This is a genomic window from Burkholderia sp. JP2-270, assembly GCF_003233675.1.
GTDB lineage: Bacteria > Pseudomonadota > Gammaproteobacteria > Burkholderiales > Burkholderiaceae > Burkholderia > Burkholderia pyrrocinia_C.
On the sequence record NZ_CP029825.1, the window covers coordinates 2739011 to 2759772 of the forward strand.

22 protein-coding genes and 2 pseudogenes are annotated in these 20762 nt (G+C 66.5%); 20 read left to right on the forward strand and 4 right to left on the reverse strand.

What is annotated here, in order from left to right; genetic code table 11:
* The first annotated feature begins 9 nt into the window (after positions 1-9).
* From DM992_RS30535 to gltA, 3 genes are read left to right on the forward strand one after another with little or no spacing between them, the layout of a single operon-like run.
* Positions 10-711, forward strand: coding sequence for a succinate dehydrogenase iron-sulfur subunit (locus tag DM992_RS30535; protein ID WP_011658352.1), 702 nt, complete (start codon positions 10-12; stop codon positions 709-711).
* A 10-nt stretch (positions 712-721) separates the two neighbouring features.
* Positions 722-994 (forward strand): succinate dehydrogenase assembly factor 2, encoded by a 273-nt coding sequence (locus tag DM992_RS30540; RefSeq protein ID WP_011548107.1) that lies wholly within the window; start codon positions 722-724, stop codon positions 992-994.
* Positions 995-1047: 53 nt separating this feature from the next.
* Entirely contained in the window at positions 1048-2349 is a 1302-nt protein-coding gene (gltA, locus tag DM992_RS30545) for a citrate synthase (protein WP_014899964.1), read from the forward strand.
* Positions 2350-2438: 89 nt separating this feature from the next.
* Here gltA and DM992_RS30550 read toward each other — a convergent pair whose 3' ends face one another.
* Entirely contained in the window at positions 2439-3404 is a 966-nt protein-coding gene (locus DM992_RS30550) for an AraC family transcriptional regulator (RefSeq protein WP_111020486.1), read from the reverse strand.
* A 71-nt stretch (positions 3405-3475) separates the two neighbouring features.
* On the opposite strand from DM992_RS30550, the gene DM992_RS30555 reads away from it, so the two are divergent.
* The 6 genes and pseudogenes from DM992_RS30555 to DM992_RS42425 all read left to right on the forward strand — a co-directional run.
* The gene (locus DM992_RS30555) at positions 3476-3865 is read left to right on the forward strand and encodes a VOC family protein (protein WP_111019892.1); all 390 of its coding nucleotides are present in this window, start codon (positions 3476-3478) and stop codon (positions 3863-3865) included.
* A gap of 109 nt (positions 3866-3974) precedes the next feature.
* Positions 3975-5225, forward strand: coding sequence for a DUF1479 domain-containing protein (locus tag DM992_RS30560; protein WP_111019893.1), 1251 nt, complete (start codon positions 3975-3977; stop codon positions 5223-5225).
* A 209-nt stretch (positions 5226-5434) separates the two neighbouring features.
* On the forward strand, positions 5435-6193 hold the full coding sequence (locus DM992_RS30565; RefSeq protein ID WP_111020487.1) for an amidinotransferase: 759 nt from the start codon (positions 5435-5437) through the stop codon (positions 6191-6193).
* A gap of 98 nt (positions 6194-6291) precedes the next feature.
* Positions 6292-6756 (forward strand): Lrp/AsnC family transcriptional regulator, encoded by a 465-nt coding sequence (locus DM992_RS30570; protein ID WP_111019894.1) that lies wholly within the window; start codon positions 6292-6294, stop codon positions 6754-6756.
* Positions 6757-6834: 78 nt separating this feature from the next.
* Entirely contained in the window at positions 6835-8373 is a 1539-nt protein-coding gene (locus DM992_RS30575) for an amino acid permease (protein ID WP_111019895.1), read from the forward strand.
* Between the two features lie 352 nt (positions 8374-8725).
* Positions 8726-8887 (forward strand): annotated as a pseudogene (locus tag DM992_RS42425) (indole acetimide hydrolase); the annotation flags it as partial.
* Positions 8888-8897: 10 nt separating this feature from the next.
* Here DM992_RS42425 and DM992_RS30585 read toward each other — a convergent pair.
* A complete protein-coding gene (locus DM992_RS30585; protein ID WP_111019897.1) occupies positions 8898-9803 on the reverse strand; it encodes a LysR family transcriptional regulator in 906 nt (301 codons plus the stop codon).
* 138 nt (positions 9804-9941) lie between these two features.
* Between DM992_RS30585 and DM992_RS30590 the strand changes: the two genes are divergently transcribed.
* The 3 genes and pseudogenes from DM992_RS30590 to DM992_RS30600 form a co-directional block, all read left to right on the forward strand.
* Entirely contained in the window at positions 9942-11324 is a 1383-nt protein-coding gene (locus DM992_RS30590; RefSeq protein WP_111019898.1) for an MFS transporter, read from the forward strand.
* Positions 11325-11332: 8 nt separating this feature from the next.
* Positions 11333-11731, forward strand: a complete 399-nt coding sequence (locus tag DM992_RS30595; protein ID WP_111019899.1) for a DUF4440 domain-containing protein — start codon at positions 11333-11335, stop codon at positions 11729-11731.
* A gap of 156 nt (positions 11732-11887) precedes the next feature.
* Positions 11888-12289: pseudogene (locus DM992_RS30600) on the forward strand (Rieske 2Fe-2S domain-containing protein); the annotation flags it as partial.
* A 137-nt stretch (positions 12290-12426) separates the two neighbouring features.
* Here DM992_RS30600 and DM992_RS30605 read toward each other — a convergent pair.
* Complete coding sequence (locus DM992_RS30605) at positions 12427-13152, reverse strand: glutathione S-transferase (protein WP_111019900.1); 726 nt, start codon at positions 13150-13152, stop codon at positions 12427-12429.
* Between the two features lie 120 nt (positions 13153-13272).
* Entirely contained in the window at positions 13273-13596 is a 324-nt protein-coding gene (locus DM992_RS30610) for a cupin domain-containing protein (RefSeq protein ID WP_111020488.1), read from the reverse strand.
* Positions 13597-13993: 397 nt separating this feature from the next.
* Between DM992_RS30610 and DM992_RS30615 the strand changes: the two genes are divergently transcribed.
* From DM992_RS30615 to asd, 8 genes are all read left to right on the forward strand, one after another.
* On the forward strand, positions 13994-14815 hold the full coding sequence (locus DM992_RS30615; RefSeq protein WP_111019901.1) for a hypothetical protein: 822 nt from the start codon (positions 13994-13996) through the stop codon (positions 14813-14815).
* A 32-nt stretch (positions 14816-14847) separates the two neighbouring features.
* Entirely contained in the window at positions 14848-15606 is a 759-nt protein-coding gene (locus DM992_RS30620; protein ID WP_111020489.1) for a Tat pathway signal protein, read from the forward strand.
* Positions 15607-15839: 233 nt separating this feature from the next.
* Positions 15840-17249, forward strand: a complete 1410-nt coding sequence (gene leuC, locus DM992_RS30625; RefSeq protein WP_111019902.1) for a 3-isopropylmalate dehydratase large subunit — start codon at positions 15840-15842, stop codon at positions 17247-17249.
* Between the two features lie 3 nt (positions 17250-17252).
* Positions 17253-17399, forward strand: coding sequence for an entericidin A/B family lipoprotein (locus DM992_RS30630; protein WP_111019903.1), 147 nt, complete (start codon positions 17253-17255; stop codon positions 17397-17399).
* Positions 17400-17467: 68 nt separating this feature from the next.
* Complete coding sequence (leuD, locus tag DM992_RS30635) at positions 17468-18118, forward strand: 3-isopropylmalate dehydratase small subunit (protein ID WP_034179996.1); 651 nt, start codon at positions 17468-17470, stop codon at positions 18116-18118.
* A gap of 77 nt (positions 18119-18195) precedes the next feature.
* Entirely contained in the window at positions 18196-19263 is a 1068-nt protein-coding gene (gene leuB / locus DM992_RS30640) for a 3-isopropylmalate dehydrogenase (RefSeq protein ID WP_034179995.1), read from the forward strand.
* A gap of 96 nt (positions 19264-19359) precedes the next feature.
* Entirely contained in the window at positions 19360-19479 is a 120-nt protein-coding gene (locus DM992_RS42970; RefSeq protein ID WP_006756675.1) for a hypothetical protein, read from the forward strand.
* An 82-nt stretch (positions 19480-19561) separates the two neighbouring features.
* Complete coding sequence (gene asd, locus DM992_RS30650; RefSeq protein WP_034179994.1) at positions 19562-20683, forward strand: aspartate-semialdehyde dehydrogenase; 1122 nt, start codon at positions 19562-19564, stop codon at positions 20681-20683.
* Positions 20684-20762: the final 79 nt, after the last annotated feature.

A 20762-nucleotide genomic window follows, 5' to 3' on the forward strand; every position in this document is an offset into this window, starting at 1 on the left:
GAATCCGAAATGGCAAAACGCATTTTTGAAGTCTACCGCTACGATCCGGACAAGGACGCAGCGCCGCGCATGCAGACGTACGAGCTCGAGATCCAGCACGAGCGCATGCTGCTCGACGCACTGGTCAAGCTGAAGGCAGTGGACGAGACGCTGTCGTTCCGCCGTTCGTGCCGCGAAGGCGTGTGCGGTTCGGACGCGATGAACATCAACGGCAAGAACGGTCTCGCGTGCCTGACGAACCTGAACGACCTGCCGCAGAAGATCGTGCTGCGTCCGCTGCCGGGCCTGCCCGTCGTGCGCGACCTGATCGTCGACATGACGCACTTCTTCAACCAGTATCACTCGATCAAGCCGTACCTGATCAACGACGCGCCGCCGCCGGAGAAGGAACGCCTCCAGTCGCCGGAAGAGCGCGACGAGCTCGACGGCGTGTACGAGTGCATTCTGTGCGCGAGCTGCTCGACGTCGTGCCCGAGCTTCTGGTGGAACCCGGACAAGTTCGTCGGCCCGGCCGGCCTGCTGCAGGCTTACCGCTTCATCGCGGACAGCCGCGATACGGCCACCGGCGAGCGTCTCGACAACCTGGAAGACCCGTACCGTCTGTTCCGTTGCCACACGATCATGAACTGCGTCGACGTTTGCCCGAAGGGCCTGAACCCGACAAAGGCGATCGGCAAGATCAAGGAACTGATGGTTCGCCGCGCGGTTTAAGGCCGGTGCAATGAGCGACGATTCGCATCAATCCGACCCACACCGTCGCGCGCGCCTTCGCTGGCGCGCGCGGCGGGGTCTGCTGGAAAACGACATTGTGTTCGAGCGTTTCTTCGGCAGATACGAGCATGACCTCACCGATGCAGACGTAGGCGCGTTGTCGCGCCTGCTCGATCTGAGCGACAACGACCTGATGGACTTGCTCCTCGCGCGCAAGGAACCAGAGGGCGACCTAGACAGCCCGGATATTCACCGGCTGTTGGAGATGCTGCGCAACGTGTAACGCGTTACGCCCGTTATCGAATCCCGTTTCTTTATTTCGATTGAGGATGTGCCATGACTCCGTCTGATGTTAAAGCCACGCTATCGTTCAGCGACAACTCGCCGAGCGTCGAACTGCCGATCTACAAGGGCACGATGGGCCCGGACGTAATCGACATCCGCAAGCTGTACGGCCAGACCGGCAAGTTCACGTACGACCCGGGCTTCATGTCGACGGCAGCTTGTAATTCGGCGATCACGTACATCGACGGCGACAAGGGCGAACTGCTGTACCGCGGCTACCCGATCGACAACCTCGCGCAAAACGCGGACTTCCTCGAAAGCTGCTACCTGCTGCTGAAGGGCGAGCTGCCGAACGCAGCGCAGAAGAAGGAATTCGTCGACACCGTCACGAAGCACACGATGGTGCACGAGCAGATGCACTTCTTCTTCCGTGGCTTCCGCCGCGACGCGCACCCGATGGCGATCCTGGTCGCTGCGGTCGGCGCGCTGTCCGCGTTCTACCACGACTCGCTCGACATCAACGACCCGCGTCACCGTGAAGTGTCGGCGATCCGCATGATCGCGAAGCTGCCGACGCTCGTCGCGATGGCGTACAAGTACAGCATCGGCCAGCCGTTCGTGTATCCGAAGAACTCGCTGTCGTACAGCGCGAACTTCATGCACATGATGTTCTCGAACCCGTGCGAAGAGTACAAGGTCAACGACGTGCTCGTCCGTGCACTCGACCGCATCCTGATCCTGCACGCCGACCACGAGCAGAACGCATCGACGTCGACGGTCCGCCTGGCCGGTTCGTCGGGCGCGAACCCGTTCGCGTGTATCGCGGCCGGTATCGCTTGTCTGTGGGGCCCGGCGCACGGCGGTGCGAACGAAGCCGCGCTGAACATGCTCGAGCAGATCGGTTCGCCGGACAACATCCCCGAATTCATCAAGCAGGTGAAGGACAAGAATTCGGGCGTGAAGCTGATGGGCTTCGGCCACCGCGTGTACAAGAACTACGACCCGCGTGCGAAGCTGATGCGCGAGACGTGCTACGAAGTGCTGAACGAACTGGGCCTGCACGACGACCCGCTGTTCAAGCTCGCGATGCAGCTCGAGAAGATCGCGCTGGAAGACGAATACTTCGTATCGCGCAAGCTGTACCCGAACGTCGACTTCTACTCGGGCATCGTCCAGCGCGCGCTGGGCATTCCGACGTCGATGTTCACGTGTATCTTCGCGATGGCACGTACGGTCGGCTGGATCGCACAGTGGAACGAAATGATTGCCGATCCCGAACAGAAGATCGGCCGTCCGCGCCAGCTGTTCATCGGCGATACGCCGCGCGAAGCGAAGCCGATCAACGCACGTTAAGTCGTGTGCGGCGCGACGGCCGGCAGGCCGCTCGCGTCGGGCAGTCGCAACGCCACGACACCCCGACGGATCATCCCGTCGGGGTGTTTTCATTTGCGCGCCGGATCGGCGCGGCGCTCCAGCGACGGCGGCCGCGTATCGAGCGCCGGTGTGTTTTCGTCGGGCGCGTGGCCGTGCTGCAGGAAGAACTGCCGGTACGCGCCCGGCGTCATCCCGCGCGCGGCGAGGAACTGGCGGTTGAAGTTCGCGGCATTCGGAATGCCGCAGCGCGCGGCGACCGTCGCGATCGGCCAGTCGGTGCCGACGAGATGGCGGCACGCGTGCGCGAGCCGCAGCCGCTGTACGTAGCGGCCGACGCTTTCGCCGAGATGCCGGACGAACAGGCGCTGCAGCGTGCGCTCGGACATGTGCGCGGCAGCCGCGAGTGCATCGATGCGCAGCGGTTCGTGGAAGTGCCGGTCGATCGCGTCGAGCACGCGATCGAGGCGCTCGGCTTCGGGTGCGGCCGGATCGGCGCGCGGTGTCGTTCCGTCGGGCCCGCCGTACGCATGCGCGGTGGCGAGCGGCTCGCCGCCGGCTTCGGCGAGATCGGTAAGCGTGTCGAGCGTGGCCGCGAGTCGTACGCGCGGAGCAGGATCGAGCAACTGCGGCAGCCGTGCGCGCATCGCGCGGGCCGTGTCGGTGTCGAAGCGCAGGCCCGGCGCCGCGCGCCGCAGCAGCGAGCGCAGCGGTGCGTATTCGGGGCAGCAGTCGGCAAGCCGCCGCACCCAGTCGCCGTCGAACCAGACGACGAGCGCGACTTCGGGCGCATCGCGATCGATGCGCGCGTTCGACGACCAGGTGTGCGGCAGGTTGGGCGGCACGAGTACCAGATCGTCGTCCGCGTAGCGCGCGACGTGATCGCCGATGACGCGCTGGCCGCGGCTGTTGAGCGTCAGTGTCAGCTCGTATTCGGGATGGCGGTGCCATTCGAACGGGATGCGTGCGAGCTGGCGGTGGTACACGCGGACCGAACAGCCGGGAGCGAACGTCACGTGCTCGTACTGCGGTTTCATCGCGGCCTCCAGGTGGCGCCGGCTGCGCGTCGTGGCATGATCGTGAGCGATCGTCACCACGGAGCGCTGCCATGTTTTCACATGTTTGTGTGGGCGTCAGCGATACGACGCGCGCCTACGATTTCTATGCGCCGCTGTTCGCGGAACTCGGGTTGCGCCTGAAGTTTCGCGAGCCGGACGGCTGGTCGGGCTGGATGCCGGCCGACGCGGACCGGCCGCTGTTCTTCTTCGGCCAGCCGCTGGACGGCCGCGCGCCCGAGCCGGGCAATGGTCACACGATCGCGTTCGACGTGCCGACGCGCGCACACGTCGATCGCTGCCACGCGCTCGCGCTGCGGCACGGCGCCACCTGCGAAGGGCCGCCGGGCCTGCGGCCGCATTACCACCGCGACTACTACGGCGCATATTTCCGCGACCCGGACGGCAACAAGCTCTGCGTGGTCTGCCATCGTCCCGAGTAACGTACGGTTGTCAGGATTGTATCGATAGTTGACCGGATAGCGGTGATGGTGGTCGTGTGCCGGCCGTACGCTGGCAGCACATCACGACACGCTTCAGCGAGGAGACACGATGCAACTGACGATTGACGATCTGCCCGCCGCGATCCGAGCGGCGAAACAGGCGTTGCGCGCCGACTTGCCCGGTTACGCGGCCACGTTCCGCGAGCTGGAAGGCGACATCGCGCGGCAGGTCGACGCGATCCGCCGCGCGCATGCGCATGGCCGCGACGTGATTCCGGTGGTGCCGTTCGCGGATATTGCGGGCGGCGCCGTCGATCCGCACGCGATTGCCGCGATCCGCACACATGGCGCGGTCGTGATTCGCGGCGTGTTCGACGCGCGGCAGGCGCGCGACTGGAACGACGAGATCGGCGCGTATCTGGATTCGAACCGTTTCGCCGACCGGCTGAATGCGCGTGCCGAGGACCGCTATTTCGGCAACCTCGCGTCGGGCAAGCCGCAGATCTACGGCGTTTACTGGTCGAAGCCGCAGGTGGCCGCGCGCCAGTCGCCGGCGCTCACGCAGGCGCGCGTGTTCCTGAACCGCCTGTGGCGGCACGCGGACGGCGCGCGCACGCATTTCGATCCCGACCAGGTGCCCGCCTACGCGGACCGGATTCGCCGCCGGCCGCCGGGATCGACGTCGCTCGGGCTGTCGCCGCATGTCGACGGCGGCTCCGTCGAACGTTGGCTCGGCGCGAACTTCCGCCAGGTCTATCGCCACGTGCTGGCCGGCCGCTGGCGCGATTACGACCCGTTCGATGCGGCATTCCGTCCCGGCGTCGAGGAGATTCCGTCGCCGGCCGTGTGTTCGATGTTCCGCACGTTCCAGGGTTGGACCGCGCTGACGCCGCAGGGGCCCGGCGACGGCACGCTGCAACTGATCCCGGTCGCGAATGCGATGGCCTATGTCGTGCTGCGCGCGCTGCAGGACGACGTCGCCGACGACGACCTGTGCGGCGCGCGTCCCGGCCGCGCGCTGTCGATCCGGCCCGAATGGCACGTACTGCTGCTCGACGGGCTGGTGCCGATCCCGCACATGGAGCCGGGCGACGCGGTGTTCTGGCACGGCGACGTCGTGCATGCGGTCGAGGACGCGCATCGCGGCAGCGGCGACAGCAACGTGATGTACATCGCGGCCGCGCCCGGCTGCGCGAAGAACGACGCGTACCTGCGGCGCCAGTTGCCCGCGTTCTTGCGCGGCGAGAGTCCGCCCGATTTCCCGGCCGATCATTTCGAGGTCGAATTCGACCGGCGCGGCGAGGAGGGCGATCTCACGACGCTCGGCCGCTCGCAGATGGGGTTCGGGCCAGGCGCGTAACGGGCGCGCCGCAGACGGAAGCGGTCGTTCGCGACACCGCGAACGGCCGTCTGCCGAATCCGCTGCGTGCCGCGCGCAATTCGACGCAATCGGCTGTCGGCGCAGCCGAAATCGACGCGAATTGCGCAATTTGGCTTCCGATAATGGTCCGGACACAACGCCGCTGCCCCGTGCGCCGCACGGGCGTGGCGATGACCAAGGAGGAGTCGATGCAATTCACGCAAGCGATCGTTCGCCGTCCCGCGCCGTCCTGTGGCGCGGGCCTGACCACCGCCGAACTCGGCGCACCCGACTACGACAAGACGCTTACGCAGTTCCACGCGTATTGTGACGCGCTGCGCACGCTCGGCGTCGAGCTGACCGAGCTGCCGCCGCTGGACGCATTCCCCGATTCGCATTTCGTCGAGGACGTGGCCGTCGTGACGCCCGAATTCGCGGTGATCACGCGTCCCGGCGCGCCCGCGCGGCGCGGCGAGACGGCGCATATCGAAGCGGCGCTCGCCGCGCATCGCGACCTGCTGCCGATGCAGGACGGCCGTCTCGACGGCGGCGACGTGATGCTGGTCGGCAAGCGCTTCTACATCGGCCTGACCGGCCGCACCGACGCCGAAGGCATTGCCGCGTTCGAGGCGCTCGTATCGCGCTACGGTTATTCGGTCGTCGCGGTGCCGGTCGGCGCCGGCCTGCACCTGAAATCGGTCGTCAATGCGCTCGGCGACGACACGCTGCTCGTGACCGAAGCGCTGGCCGCGCACCCGGCGTTCGCCGACTACCGCCGGATCGCGATCTCGGCCGCCGACGAATACGCTGGCAACACGCTGCGCGTGAACGGCACGCTGATCACGCCGGCCGGTTATCCGCGCGTGCACGACGCGATCGCGTCGCTCGGGCTGCCGCTGCACGTGATCGACACGAGCGAATTCCGCAAGATGGACGGCGGCCTGACCTGCCTGTCGCTGCGGTTCTAGCCGATTGGCGCGCGGCCGCTTCGGCCGGATAATGTGGCCCCCGCGCGGAACAGGAGACGTTCCGCGCACCAGCCACGACCCGACCGGAGCGAACGCGGATGACCGACAAGAAGATGCAGCTCGACAAGATCGATCTCCGGATCCTCGACATCCTGCGCACCGACGGGCGGATTTCCTACCGAAAGCTGTCGGAGCTCGTGAACCTCACGCCGCGGCCCTGCCAGGCGCGCGTGGAGCGGCTCGAGGCGCTCGGCGTGATCGAAGGCTACCGCGCGGTGATCAACGCGCCGCGCGCGACCAAGCCGATCGTCGTGATCGCGCAGATCGTGCTGGCCGATCACGGGCGTTCGCAGGCGCCGTTCGAGGATGAAATGCGGGCTACTCCGGCCGTGCTCGATTGCTGGCTCGTCAGCGGCACATTCGATTTTCTCGTGCGGCTCGCATGCGAGGATCTCGACGAGTACCGGCGGATCGCAAACGCGTGGCTGGAAAGCCCGCGGTTCCGGATCGAAAAGATCGTGACGACGGCCGAACTGCAGGCGATCAAGCGCAGCGTCGTTTGACGCGCCGGGAAAGTCCGGTTTCGATGCGAATGACCAGGCCGATCGATTTGCATTCCGAATAAAATCAGGGTGAATACTATGGATGCTTTGCAAGCGGCAGCGCAGACGGCCGTGCCGTCCGGGACGACGCTGAAGCGCCGTCTGCAGGGCCGCCACATCGCGATGATCGCGATCGGCGGCTCGATCGGCACGGGGCTGTTCGTCGCGTCGGGCGCGTCGGTCGCGCAGGCGGGGCCGGGCGGTGCGATCGCCGCGTATCTCGCGATCGGGATCATGGTCTACTTTGTCGTCACGGGGCTCGGCGAGATGGCGGCGCTGATGCCTGTGTCGGGTTCGTTCGCGATCTACGGCGAGAAGTACGTCGACGAAGGCTTCGGCGTCGCGCTCGGCTGGACCTACTGGTATAGCTGGGCCGTGACGATCGCGATCGAGCTGGTCGCCGCGCAGATCGTGATGCGCTACTGGTTTCCGGCCGTGCCGGGCGTGTGGTGGGGCGCGGCCTTCCTCGTGCTGATCTTCCTGCTGAATACGATGTCGGTGCGCGGCTTCGGAGAGTCGGAATACTGGTTCTCGCTGATCAAGGTCGTCACCGTGATCGCGTTCATCGCGGCCGGGCTGCTGATCGCGGCCGGCGTGCTCGGCACCGGACATCCGGTCGGCTGGCGCAACTTCACGACGGGCGATGCGCCGTTCGTCGGCGGCGTGCACGCGATGATGAGCGTTGCGCTGATCGCAGGCTTCTCGTTTCTCGGCACCGAACTGGTCGGGATCACGGCCGGCGAATCGGAAAACCCGCGCAAGACGATCCCGCGCGCGGTGAAGCAGATCTTCTGGCGGATCATGCTGTTCTACGTGCTCGCGATCTTCGTGATCGGCCTGCTCGTGCCGTACACGGATCCGAACCTGCTGAAGAGCGACGTGACCGACATCGGCGTCAGCCCGTTCACGCTGGTGTTCAGCCATGCGGGCTTTCCGCTCGCGGCCGGCGCAATGAATCTCGTGATCCTGACGGCCGTGCTGTCGGCCGGCAATTCCGGTACCTACGCGGCGACGCGGATGCTGTACAACCTCGCATCGGAAGGGCGTGCGCCGGCGATGTTCGCGACGCTGTCGCCGGGCGGCGTGCCGCGCAACGCGCTGTACGCGACGATGGCCGTCGGCGGGCTGTGTTTCCTCACGTCGCTGACCAACAACCAGAGCATCTATCTGTGGCTGCTGAATACGGTGGGCATCACGGGTTTCATCGCGTGGCTCGGCATCGCGGTCTGCCATTACCGGTTCCGCAAGGGCTTCCTGAAGCAGGGCTACCGTCTCGATCAGTTGCCGTATCGCGCCAGGTGGTTTCCGTTCGGGCCGCTGTTCGCGATCGCGATCTGCATCGTGATCTCGCTCGGGCAGGATTACCAGGCGTTTTTCGCGGCCCGCATCGACTGGATGGAAGTGCTGTCGATCTATGTGTGGATTCCGCTGTTCGTCGCGATCTGGTTCGCGTATCGCCGTGCACGCAAGAGCCGGCTCGTGCGCTACGAGGAGATGGACATCGGGCCGTGGCTGACCCGCTCGGTCGAGGCCGTCGACGCGGCGGCGGACCCGCGCAAGCGAGCGCGCGACGCGTAGCGCGCAGCGTGCGGCCGGCCGCACGCCGGGATACCATCGCGGTTCGCGCGGCGTGTCGCTCAGGGCCTGCGGCACGCCGCGCATTTCCCGATCGATTCCGCGTCCGGCACACAACATGACAACACGGCCGAACCGCGTTTCTTCCCAGTCACTTGCCGCCGGCGCCAGCGTGCGCGAGATAGCCGATGCGGTGCGCACGGCCGGACGGCGTGCCGTCGATGTCGCCGGCGACGCGCTCGCGCGTCTCGCGGCGATCGCGCCGCTCAATGCGATGGTGCACGTCGATACCGATCTCGCGCGCCGCACGGCCAAGCGTGTCGATGCGCGCGTTGCGCAAGGCGGCGCGCTGCCGCTTGCCGGCGTGCCGTCCGTGTCGATCCCGGTCGGGTGCTCCGCGCAAACGGGGCTGCCGGTCGGACTGATGCTGGAAGGGCCGTGGGGCAGCGATCGCCGCCTGCTGGCGATCGCGCGCCGGATCGACGCGCGGCTGCGGGACGGCGCGACGGCCGCCTGAGCCGCCGCGTTCAGGCCAGGTAGGCCTTCATGAAGTCGACCCACGCGCGCACCTTCTGCGGTACGTGCGGGGTCGACGGGTACAGCGCGTAGACGGCCTGCGGCGGAAACCGGTAGTCGGGGAGCGCGTCGACCAGCGCACCGCTCGCGAGGTCGTCGCGTACGAGCCATTCGGGCAGCAGCGCGACGCCGCTGCCCCGGCGCGCGAGCACGCGCAGCACCGAAGCGTTGTCGACGACCACACGCGGCTTGGCGCCCGGTTGAAATGCGTGCGGGTTGCCGTCGCGATCCGCGAGCGTCCAGGTGGCGATCCGCTCGAGCCGCGTGTGGCCGAGCTGCGGCAGGCGCGCCAGCACGTCGGGCGAATCGATGCGCGACAGGCCGGCAGCGGCGAGCAGCGACGGGGCGATCACGGGCCGCACTTCATAGGTCGCAAGGCACGCGCCACGGTACGGCAGGTCCTGGAACTGTTCGAGGCGCCCGAGCCGGATCGCGACGTCGACGCGCTCGCGCACCAGATCGACCTGCGACGCATGCGTCTCGAGCCGTACGCGCAGCGCGGGATGGCGCTGCATGAACTCGTGCAGCGCCGGCGCGACGACCATCGTCCCGTACTCGACGGTCGACGTCACGCGCAGCACGCCGTGCATCCCGCCGTGCTCGCTGCGGGCGTCGTCGATCGCGCTCTCGGCTTCCTCCAGCACGCGCAGGCAGCGCGCATAAAAGCGCTCGCCCGCGTCGGTCAGCTCGACGCGCCGTGTCGTGCGCGTGAGCAGCGTGACGCCGAGTTCGGTTTCCAACTGCTTGATGTTGAAGCTGACCGCGGCCCGGGCCTGATTCAACTGGGCGGCGGCGGCTGTAAACGACCCCGATTCCACGACGGCGCGGAAGACGGCGAAACGATCGAGACTCACCATGGCATGTCGGCTGCTCTGCGGAAAATCGACATGTTGCCCCGATTGTCAAAATTTTTCGACCAGTCTTGCCGGCCGGGCGGTCTTATCGACGCGTGAGGTGAACCTTACACTGCGACGTTTCGTTCGTCTTCCGCCGTCATGACCGATCGCTCGAAAATTGCCGCTGTCTACCTGCTCGGGTTCGCGATCGACCTCGCCAACATGTTCGTGATCAATGCCGCGTACCCGACGATCCAGCGCGAGCTGCACGCATCGGTCGCCCAACTGGCGTGGATCGGCAACATGTACGTGCTCGGGCTGACCGTCGTGATCCCGCTCGGCACGTGGCTCGCGCGGCGTTTCGGCGAGCGCCGGCTGCTGATCGCGTCGCTGCTGCTGTTCGCGCTCGGCAGCCTCGGGGTCGGGCTGTCGGCGTCGATCGGCGCGCTGCTGGCGTGGCGGCTGATCCAGGGGCTCGGCGGCGGGCTGCTGATTCCGGTCGGGCAGACGATGGCTTATCGTGCGTATCCGCCCGATGCGCGCGCGCACCTGACGTCGATCGTGATGATGGTTGCGCTGCTCGTGCCGGCGCTGTCGCCGGCGCTCGGCGGCGTGATCGTCGATCGCGCATCGTGGCGCGCGATCTTCTTCGGCATGCTGCCGCTGGCCGCGGCCACCAGCGTGCTCGCGTTCGCGTGGCTGCCGCCCGACGACGCAAGCGAACGCCCGGCGGCGCTCGATGTGCGCGGCCTCGCGTTGAGCGCCGTGGCGCTCGTCGCGCTGCTGCTCGGCCTGACGTTCGCGGGGCAACCGGGGGCGGCCCGCCAAGCGATCGCGCCGCTCGCGATCGCGCTCGTCGCCGGCGGCGCATACGTCGCGCATGCGCGACGCGCGGCCGCGCCGCTGCTCGACCTGAGCCTGGTCGCGCAGCCGCTGCTGCGGATCGGCCTGATCGTCTATCTGTGCGTGCCGGGCGTGTTCACCGGTGTGAACCTGGTCGCGGCGCTGTATCTGCAGAACACGCTGGGGCTCAGTGCGACGCATACGGGCGCGCTGATGGTGCCGTGGGCGATCGCGTCGTTCGTCGCGATCGCGACGACGCGCCGCTGTTTCCCGAAGTGGGGTGCGAGGCCGCTGTTCATGTGCGGGATCGTGATCGACGGGACCGGCATCGCGCTGCTCGCGACCCCGCTTGCCGGTTTCGAGGCCGGACGCGTGCTCGCTTTCGTCGCGATGGGGCTCGGCGCCAGCATGTGCACGAGCACGTCGCAAAGCGCGGCGTTCCTCGACGTGCCTGCCGCGCGGATGGGAGGTGCGAGCGCGCTCTGGAACATCAACCGGCAGTTGAGCTTCTGCCTCGGCGTCGCGGTGCTGGGCAGCGCACTGAATTTCCTGCTGTCGATGCGCGGCGTCGACGCGCGGCTGCCGTACCAGCAGTGCTTCGTCCTGGCCGCGTTGCTGACGCTGCTCCCGCTGCCGTTCGTCGCGCGCGTCGCGGGGCGCCGCGCGCCTGCCGGGCAGCCGGTTTCCCAACGTTCGTGAGTATCGAGATGAATTCGTCAAACCCGTTTTTCCAGGAAGTCGTCGGTGCGCATGTCGACATCGAGCAATGGCTGTCCGGCAGCGCCGCACGCGAGGGCCTCGCGCCGCTGCTCGCGCGTTTTTCGCGGCGTTTCTCGATGATTTCGCTGCAGGGGCATGCGCTGGACTTCGCGGACATCGACGCCCTGTTCTCGCGCGGCTTCGGCGCGCGTCCCGGCCTGCGGATCGCGATCGACGAACTGCACGAAGTGAGCGCCTGGCAGGGCGGCGCGGCGATCGCCTATCGCGAGACGCAAGTCGACGGAGAGGGGCGGCGCAGCGTCCGCCGGTCGACCGTCGTGTTCGAGCGTGACGCGAGCGGCCGCATCGACTGGCTGCGCCTGCACGAAACACCGGTGACGGGCTGACCGTCCCCGCCACGCCTGCCGCCGGGTGCCCGGCGGCAGGCGCACGCTGCCCGAGCGGTACCCAAGACCAGAAACCTGAGAGATGACCATAAAAGCAATCGAATCCGCGCGCCGCGACGGCGCGCGGCGGCAGCGCGTCCGCGGCCGGAGGTGTGCATGACGGCGCAACCGTTCAACGATGCGGTGGCGGCGCTCGTGCGCGAGACCGAGGTGCACGAGGATCCCTACCTGTCGCCGCGGATCTTCGAGCTGGAAATGCGCCACCTGTTCGCGAACACGTGGGTCTATGGCGGCCACGTCGGCCAGATTCCGGATACCGGCGACTACGTGACGACGATCGGCGCCGAGCCGGTCGTGATGGTGCGCCACGTCGACGGATCGGTGCTTGTGCTGCACAACCGTTGTTCGCACAAGGGCACGCAGCTCGTGACCGATGCATGCGGCAACACGGGCACGTTCTTCCGTTATCCGTACCATGCATGGTCGTACCGGACCGACGGCAGCCTCTATGCGATCCCGCTGCGGCGCGGCTACGAGAACACCGGGTTCGAATCGTGCGCGACTGCATCGTTTACGCGGCCGTGCGCGGCGTGACGAAGCAGCCCGACGGCACGTTTGCGCTCGCGCTCGCCGACGGCAATCCGCTCGATGCGATGCGCAGCCGCTATCGGTACGGCGACTGATGCGGCACGCCGCTATTGGTCCAGCTCCGGATAGTGCCGGAAGATCCCCATGTCGTTGAACGGGATGCGGCGGTCCGAGTCGAGATAACGCGCGACGGGCGGATGACGTGCGACGCGGTCGTGCAGCGCGACGAGCGCCGCGACCTTCCGCTCGGCGCGCTTCATCGCTTTCGGAAACGCGTAGCGCAGGCCCTCGATGAGCTGGAACATCGAAAGGTCCGCATAACTGAGCGCGCTGCCGGCGATATAGCCGCTCTTGTGCGGATTCTGTTCGAGCACGCGATCGAAATAGCCGAGGAATTTCGGCAGCCGATTCTCGAGGAAATCGGCCGCGCGCTCGGCCGCTTCCGCTTTCTGGTCCTCGTAGTACAGGCCGCTTGCGATCGGATGATGCGTGTCGTGGATCTCGGTGACGAAATCGGCGACGGTCAGCTGGAGCTGGTGCACCCACAACCGGCCGGCTTCGTCGTCGGGCGCGAGCCCGAGCCGCGCCCCGAGGAACAACAGGATATTTGCGGTCTGCCCGACGACCACGTCGCCGGCCTTCAGGAACGGCGGCGCGAACGGCACGCATTCCGCGTTCGCGCTGTCCATCATGCGCATCATCGCCGACACGCCCATGCCGCGCCCCGATTCGCGGGCGACGTCGACATAGTCGGCTTCGGCCGCCTCGAGCGCGAGCCGCACGTATTCGCCGCGACCCTGGATCTCGGGCCAGTAATAGAGTTCATATCGCATGCTGTTCTCCTGTCCAGTTGAACCGGATGCTTGAGCTATCGTGATAACCGGGCGGCCGTGCGCGGTCCGCCGCGAATAGACAGTCTAGGCAATCGCAAGAAAAGTGCTGCGCGCATTGCGTCACGCGCCGCGTTCACCGCCTTCGGGGCCGTAGAAGAACACCCACGTCGAGAAGTCGCCGGAGAAACCGACGAAGCGATGCTCCGCGTGAGCGGGGACGAACAGCACGTCGCCGGCCGCGACGTCGCATTCGCGTCCGTCGACGATGAAGCGCGACGTGCCGGAGGCGATCACGTAAACCTCGTCGCGCGCATGCGGCTTCTGCTTGTCCTCGATGTGCGGCCGGTACAGCTCGACGTCGAGCGTGCCGTGCTGAAACAGCGTCGTGAACAGCGTGCCTTCTTCGTCGAGGCGAGCAAGCGATTCGTTCAGGCCGAGCTTCATCGTGGTGTGCTTCGGATCCGATCGTGGGAACGTGCGTTGCGTCATCGTAGCGCGAAATCCGGAGATGGCCGTGCAGTACGCGAAAATGCACGCGAATCGCATGCTCGCCGCCGATGAAACGGCCGCTGCGCTCGCTCGCCACGGATGAAACGAATTTGTCCATCGATGAAACGGCATGACGATCGCCAGCATTCGATCGACAGATTCACCGCAGTTTAATAAACGCCCACTACGATCCAGCATCGTCGATCGACAGAGCGCAGCGATCCGATCCGCGCGTCGATCCTGTCGCCTGTCTCCCAACCGCGCGACGTGCCCGATTGTCCTTTCCCGTGAACCCGCGATTTGCAACGCCGCGACCTGCTGCCGGCGTTGTTCGCATCGTTTCGTATCTCTTATGAATCTGAACCCGCCGGCTTCTTCACGCAGAAAATTTCTTGCCGCGGCACCCGCCGTTGCGGCAGCACCGCTGCTGAACGCATGCGGTGGCGACGACGTCACATCGGCACCCATTACCGATAGCGCACTTGCCGCGCAGATGTCCGCGAAGCTGAACGTGCAGCTCGGCGATGCGGCGACGGTCAATGCGATCATGCCGGCGCTGACCGATGTCGGCTTCACCTGGGGCCTGCCGACGGCGCCGGCCGCGCAGATCGGCGCGATCGTCGCATACAGCTTCGGCAACCGTCCGAACGCGGCGAGCGGCAACACGTCGAGCACGGGCGGCAACCAGTCCGCGCTGCCCGATCCGGGGCCGGTCAACGAAGCGCTCGCGGACGCCGTATACCGCATCCGCCAGTTGAAACCCGTCAAGGTCTACGCGCAGTGGGAAATCGCGCGCTTTCTCGTGTCGAAATACGGGATGGGCGCCGACGTGCTGTCGTCGATCGAACCGACGATCGCGAGCGACGGCACGATCGTGTACCTGAGCACGGCCGGCGTCGCGGCGGTGGCCGTGTCGCGCGCCGGCGGCGCGGCCGCGATGGGCGCCGTCGCGGTGGTCGGCCATCGCGACCATGCGAAGCGCTGCATCCAGACTTCGCGGCAGGCGGGCATGAATGCGGCTGCCGTTGCCGAGGTGCCGCTCCCGACGCTCTACGACTCGCAATCGGGCCAGCCGTGGACGCGCAACCGAAGCCTGTACCTCGTGCACGACATGTATGCGCAGATGCTTGGCCGCGCGATGGCCGCGACGATGCAGGCGTTCCCGAAGGGCTGACGCCTTTCGTTCTCCACTCGATTCTCATGACCATGACGACCCGCCGCCATTTCCTGGCTTCCACTTCCGCACTCGCCGCATCGTGCGCGGCCGCCACGCCCGTGTTCGCGAGCGACGCGCCGGCCTCCGATGCCGAGCTGCAGCGCCAGATGCTCGGCAAGCTGACGAACGAACTCAACGATCGCGCGACCGCGGCCGACGAGACGGGTTACCTGTTCGATACGTTTTTCTCGTGGGCGCCGCCCACCGTCGCGGCGGCCGGCATCAATACGATTGTCGCGTTCAGCTTCGGCAGTCGCGCCGCGGCATCCGGTGCCGCGCCGGTGCCGGGCCCGGTGAACGAGGCGATTGCGGACGCGGTGTTCGCGCTCCGGCAGAAGGTCGCCGTGCCGGTCTGCGCGCAGCAGGAAGTCGCGAGCGTGCTCGCGTCGAAATACGGGCTGACGGCCGGCGTGACGACGATCGCGACGCCGGCCCTGAGCGCCGGCAGCCCGATACCGACGCCCGACGGCGTCGCCGCCGCGATCGTCAGGCAGGCCGGCTCGGCCGCGGCGCTTGGCAAGGTCGCGATCGTCACGCACGCGGATCAGGCGTCGATCGCCGTGCGCGTGTCGAATGCGGCAGGGATGCAGGCGACGGTGCCGGCCGGGCTGGTGCTTCCGTCGCTCTACGATGCGTTCGCGCAGCAGCCGGCGATGCGCCGCCGCGATCTCTACCTGATGAGCAACGCCGGCATGCAGCTTGCGATGCTGCGGCTCGACCTGATCAACCGCGAATATCCGAACGGCTGACGCCGCCGGGTTCCGGACCGTCGCGCCCGGTCCGGGCGACGCGATCCGCGCTCGCAGTCATCCGGACTCCGCGCGCCCCATTTGCCGGGTAATGCCGATACAGGTATTGGCACTACCAGCCAAACCACTGTTTTTAATGGGTTTTTTCGCGTCCGGCCTGCGCCGCGACGCGTTCTGCGTGGCATAATCGACCACATCCGCAAGGCTTGTAGTCACAACGACCCCGCATACCCATGGCACAGACTCTCTACGACAAACTGTGGAATACCCACGTCGTCCACACCGAGGATGACGGCACGGCATTGCTGTACATCGACCGTCAGCTGCTGCATGAAGTCACGAGCCCGCAGGCGTTCGAAGGGCTGAAGATCGCGCAGCGTCCGGTGTGGCGCATCAGCGCGAACCTGGCCGTGTCGGATCACAACGTGCCGACGACGGACCGCAGTCACGGCATCGCCGATCCCGTCTCGAAGCTGCAGGTCGACACGCTCGACGCGAACTGCGATGCGTTCGGCATCACGCAGTTCAAGATGAACGACGTGCGCCAGGGCATCGTCCACATCATCGGGCCGGAGCAGGGCGCGACGCTGCCGGGCATGACGATCGTGTGCGGCGATTCGCATACGTCGACGCACGGCGCGTTCGGCGCGCTCGCGCACGGCATCGGCACGTCGGAAGTCGAGCACGTGCTCGCGACGCAAACGCTGCTGCAGAAGAAGAGCAAGAACATGCTCGTGAAGGTCGAGGGCGCACTGCCGCGCGGCTGCACCGCGAAGGACATCGTGCTCGCGATCATCGGCAAGATCGGCACCGCAGGCGGCACGGGCTACGCGATCGAATTCGGCGGCTCGACGATTCGCGCGCTGACGATGGAAGGCCGCATGACGGTCTGCAACATGGCGATCGAGGCAGGCGCACGCGCGGGCATGGTCGCCGTCGACGATACGACGATCGATTACTTGAAGGGCCGTCCGTTCGTGCCGACCGGCGCGGAATGGGACCAGGCCGTCGAATACTGGCGCCAGTTCAAATCGGACGAAGGCGCGCAGTTCGACCGCGTCGTCGAGCTGAACGCGGCCGAGATCGTCCCGCAGGTCACGTGGGGCACGTCGCCGGAAATGGTCACGTCGATCGACGGCCGCGTGCCCGATCCCGAGCGCGAGAAGGATCCGGTCAAGCGCGACGCGATGGAGCGCGCGCTGGCCTACATGGCGCTCGAGCCGAACACGCCGATCGAATCGATCAAGGTCGACAAGATCTTCATCGGCTCGTGCACGAACGCGCGGATCGAGGACATCCGCGCGGCCGCGTATGTCGTGAAGAAGCTGAACCGGCGCGTTGCGTCGAACGTGCGGCTCGCGATGGTCGTGCCGGGCTCGGGCCTCGTGAAGGCGCAGGCCGAACGCGAAGGGCTCGACAAGGTGTTCACCGACGCCGGCTTCGAATGGCGCGAGCCGGGCTGCTCGATGTGCCTCGCGATGAACGCCGACCGGCTCGATCCGGGCGAGCGCTGCGCGTCGACGTCGAACCGCAACTTCGAAGGCCGGCAGGGCGCGGGCGGTCGCACGCACCTCGTGAGCCCCGCGATGGCGGCGGCCGCGGCGATCGAAGGCCATTTCGTCGACATTCGCAAGCTGGGGTAACGCGTGACGGCATCGAAGATCATAACGCGGCTGGTTGCCGCGCTGGCGCTGGCGGGGCTGGGCTTCGGCCTCGCGGGCTGCAATACCGTCCAGGGCTTCGGGCAGGACGTCAACGCCGCCGGCAATGCGCTGAAGCGCGCCGCGGAGTGACGTTTCCCGCCGAGAATTTGTCGATGTGCGCCGGCTGAACGCCGGCCCTCCAACCGGATAGACGGATCATGGAAAAATTCACAGTACATACCGGCGTCGTGGCGCCGCTCGATCGCGAGAACGTCGACACCGACGCGATCATCCCGAAGCAGTTCCTGAAGTCGATCAAGCGCACGGGCTTCGGTCCGAACGCGTTCGACGAGTGGCGTTACCTCGATCACGGCGAGCCGGGCCAGGACAACTCGAAGCGTCCGCTGAATCCCGATTTCGTGCTGAACCAGCCGCGCTACCAGGGCGCATCGGTGCTGGTCGCGCGCAAGAATTTCGGCTGCGGCAGCTCGCGCGAGCACGCGCCGTGGGCGCTGCAGCAGTACGGCTTCCGCGCGATCATCGCGCCGAGCTTCGCGGACATCTTCTTCAACAACTGCTACAAGAACGGTCTGCTGCCGATCGTGCTGACCGAGCAGCAGGTCGATCACGTGTTCAACGACACGTACGCGTTCAACGGCTACCAGCTGACGATCGACCTCGACGCGCAGGTCGTGCGCACGGGCGACGGCCGCGAGTATCCGTTCGAGATCGCCGCGTTCCGCAAGTACTGCCTGCTGAACGGCTTCGACGACATCGGCCTCACGCTGCGCCATGCGGACAAGATCCGCCAGTTCGAAGCCGAGCGGCTCGTGAAGCAGCCGTGGCTCAACACCAAGCTGGTCGGCTGATATATCGCCTTCGAGGCGGGCGCGCTGTCCGCGCGTTCGCCGGCCTGCTCCATAACCTACCCAGTCAGGAATAACGCATGAAGATTGCAGTGCTGCCCGGCGACGGCATCGGTCCGGAAATCGTCAACGAAGCGGTCAAGGTGCTGAACGCACTCGACGAGAAGTTCGAACTCGAGCACGCGCCGGTCGGCGGCGCGGGCTACGAGGCGAGCGGCCATCCGCTGCCCGACGCGACGCTGAAGCTCGCGAAGGAAGCCGACGCGATCCTGTTCGGCGCGGTCGGCGACTGGAAGTACGACTCGCTCGAGCGCGCGCTGCGCCCCGAGCAGGCGATCCTCGGGCTGCGCAAGCATCTCGAGCTGTTCGCGAACTTCCGTCCGGCGATCTGCTATCCGCAGCTCGTCGATGCTTCGCCGCTCAAGCCCGAGCTCGTCGCAGGCCTCGACATCCTGATCGTGCGCGAACTGAACGGCGACATCTACTTCGGCCAGCCGCGCGGCGTGCGTGCCGCACCGGACGGCCCGTTCGCCGGCGAGCGCGAAGGCTTCGACACGATGCGCTACTCGGAACCGGAAGTGCGCCGCATCGCGCACGTCGCGTTCCAGGCGGCACGCAAGCGCGCGAAGAAGCTGCTGTCCGTAGACAAGTCGAACGTGCTCGAAACGTCGCAGTTCTGGCGCGACATCATGATCGACGTGTCGAAGGAATACGCGGACGTCGAGCTGTCGCACATGTACGTCGACAACGCGGCGATGCAGCTCGCGAAGGCGCCGAAGCAGTTCGACGTGATCGTCACCGGCAACATGTTCGGCGACATCCTGTCGGATGAAGCGTCGATGCTGACGGGCTCGATCGGCATGCTGCCGTCGGCGTCGCTCGACAAGAACAACAAGGGCCTGTACGAACCGTCGCACGGTTCGGCGCCGGACATCGCAGGCAAGGGCATCGCGAACCCGCTCGCGACGATCCTGTCGGCCGCGATGCTGCTGCGCTATTCGTTGAATCGCGCTGAGCAGGCCGATCGCATCGAGCGCGCGGTGAAAACGGTGCTCGAACAGGGCTACCGCACGGGCGACATCGCGACGCCGGGCTGCAAGCAGGTCGGTACGGCGGCAATGGGCGACGCGGTGGTCGCGGCGCTGTAAGCAGGCAGTAAAGGGTGCGAACGCGACCGGTAAAAACGGTGCGTTCGCACCGGGTTGGCCGTTGTGCGGCCGAATAGGTTTGTGTAGACTCGAACGATGGCGCTGATTTCCCTGATCTCCCCGGTCCTGAAACTCCACGGCAACACTGCCCGTGCGGGTGCGCGCGCCATCGTCATCACGAAAACCATTACCACGAAAACGATCATTAAACGCTGATCGTCCGTCGTGCCCGCCTGTTTCCCCGCGCGGTCACGCCGGGGACGGAAATGGCGGGGAAGCTCCATTCAAAGGGTTAGTCATGAACGTAGGTCTCGTAGGTTGGCGCGGCATGGTCGGCAGCGTCCTGATGCAGCGCATGCAGGAAGAGGGCGATTTCGACCTGATCGAACCGGTGTTTTTCAGCACCAGCAACACGGGTGGCAAGGCGCCGTCGTTCGCGAAAAACGAGACTACGCTCAAGGACGCGACCAACGTCGACGAGTTGAAGAAGTGCGACGTGATCATCACGTGCCAGGGCGGCGACTACACGAACGACGTGTTCCCGAAGCTGCGCGCGGCCGGCTGGAACGGCTACTGGATCGATGCGGCATCGTCGCTGCGGATGAACGATGACGCAGTCATCATCCTCGATCCGGTCAACCTCGACGTGATCAAGGACGCGCTCGTCAAGGGCACGAAGAACTTCGTCGGCGGCAACTGCACGGTCAGCCTGATGCTGATGGCGCTCGGCGGCCTGTTCCGCGAGAACCTCGTCGACTGGATGACGGCGATGACCTACCAGGCCGCATCGGGCGCGGGCGCGCAGAACATGCGCGAACTGCTGTCGCAGATGGGCACGCTGAACGGCGCGGTGCAGGAACAGCTCGCCGATCCGGCTTCCGCGATTCTCGACATCGACCGCCGCGTGCTGGCCGCGATGAACAGCGATGCGATGCCGACCAGCAACTTCGGCGTGCCGCTCGCCGGCTCGCTGATCCCGTGGATCGACAAGGATCTCGGCAACGGGATGTCGAAGGAAGAGTGGAAGGGCGGCGCGGAAACCAACAAGATCCTCGGCAAGCCGGCGATGGGCGAGCCTGGCTCGATCCCGGTCGACGGCCTGTGCGTGCGGATCGGCGCGATGCGCTGCCACTCGCAGGCGCTGACGATCAAGCTGAACAAGGATGTGCCGCTCGACGAGATCAACGGCATCCTCGCCTCGGCGAACGACTGGGTGAAGGTCGTGCCGAACGAGCGTGAAGCGTCGATGCGCGACCTGTCGCCGGCGAAGATCACCGGCACGCTGACGGTGCCGGTCGGCCGCCTGCGCAAGCTCGCGATGGGCGGCGAATACCTGTCGGCATTCACGGTCGGCGATCAGCTGCTGTGGGGCGCGGCCGAGCCGCTGCGCCGCATGCTGCGCATCCTGCTCGACAAGTAAGAAGCCGCTTGCCGGTCCGGTCCGCGGGCCGGGCTGCACAAGATGACGCGCCGCGTCGGCCTTGATGATGTCAAGGCTG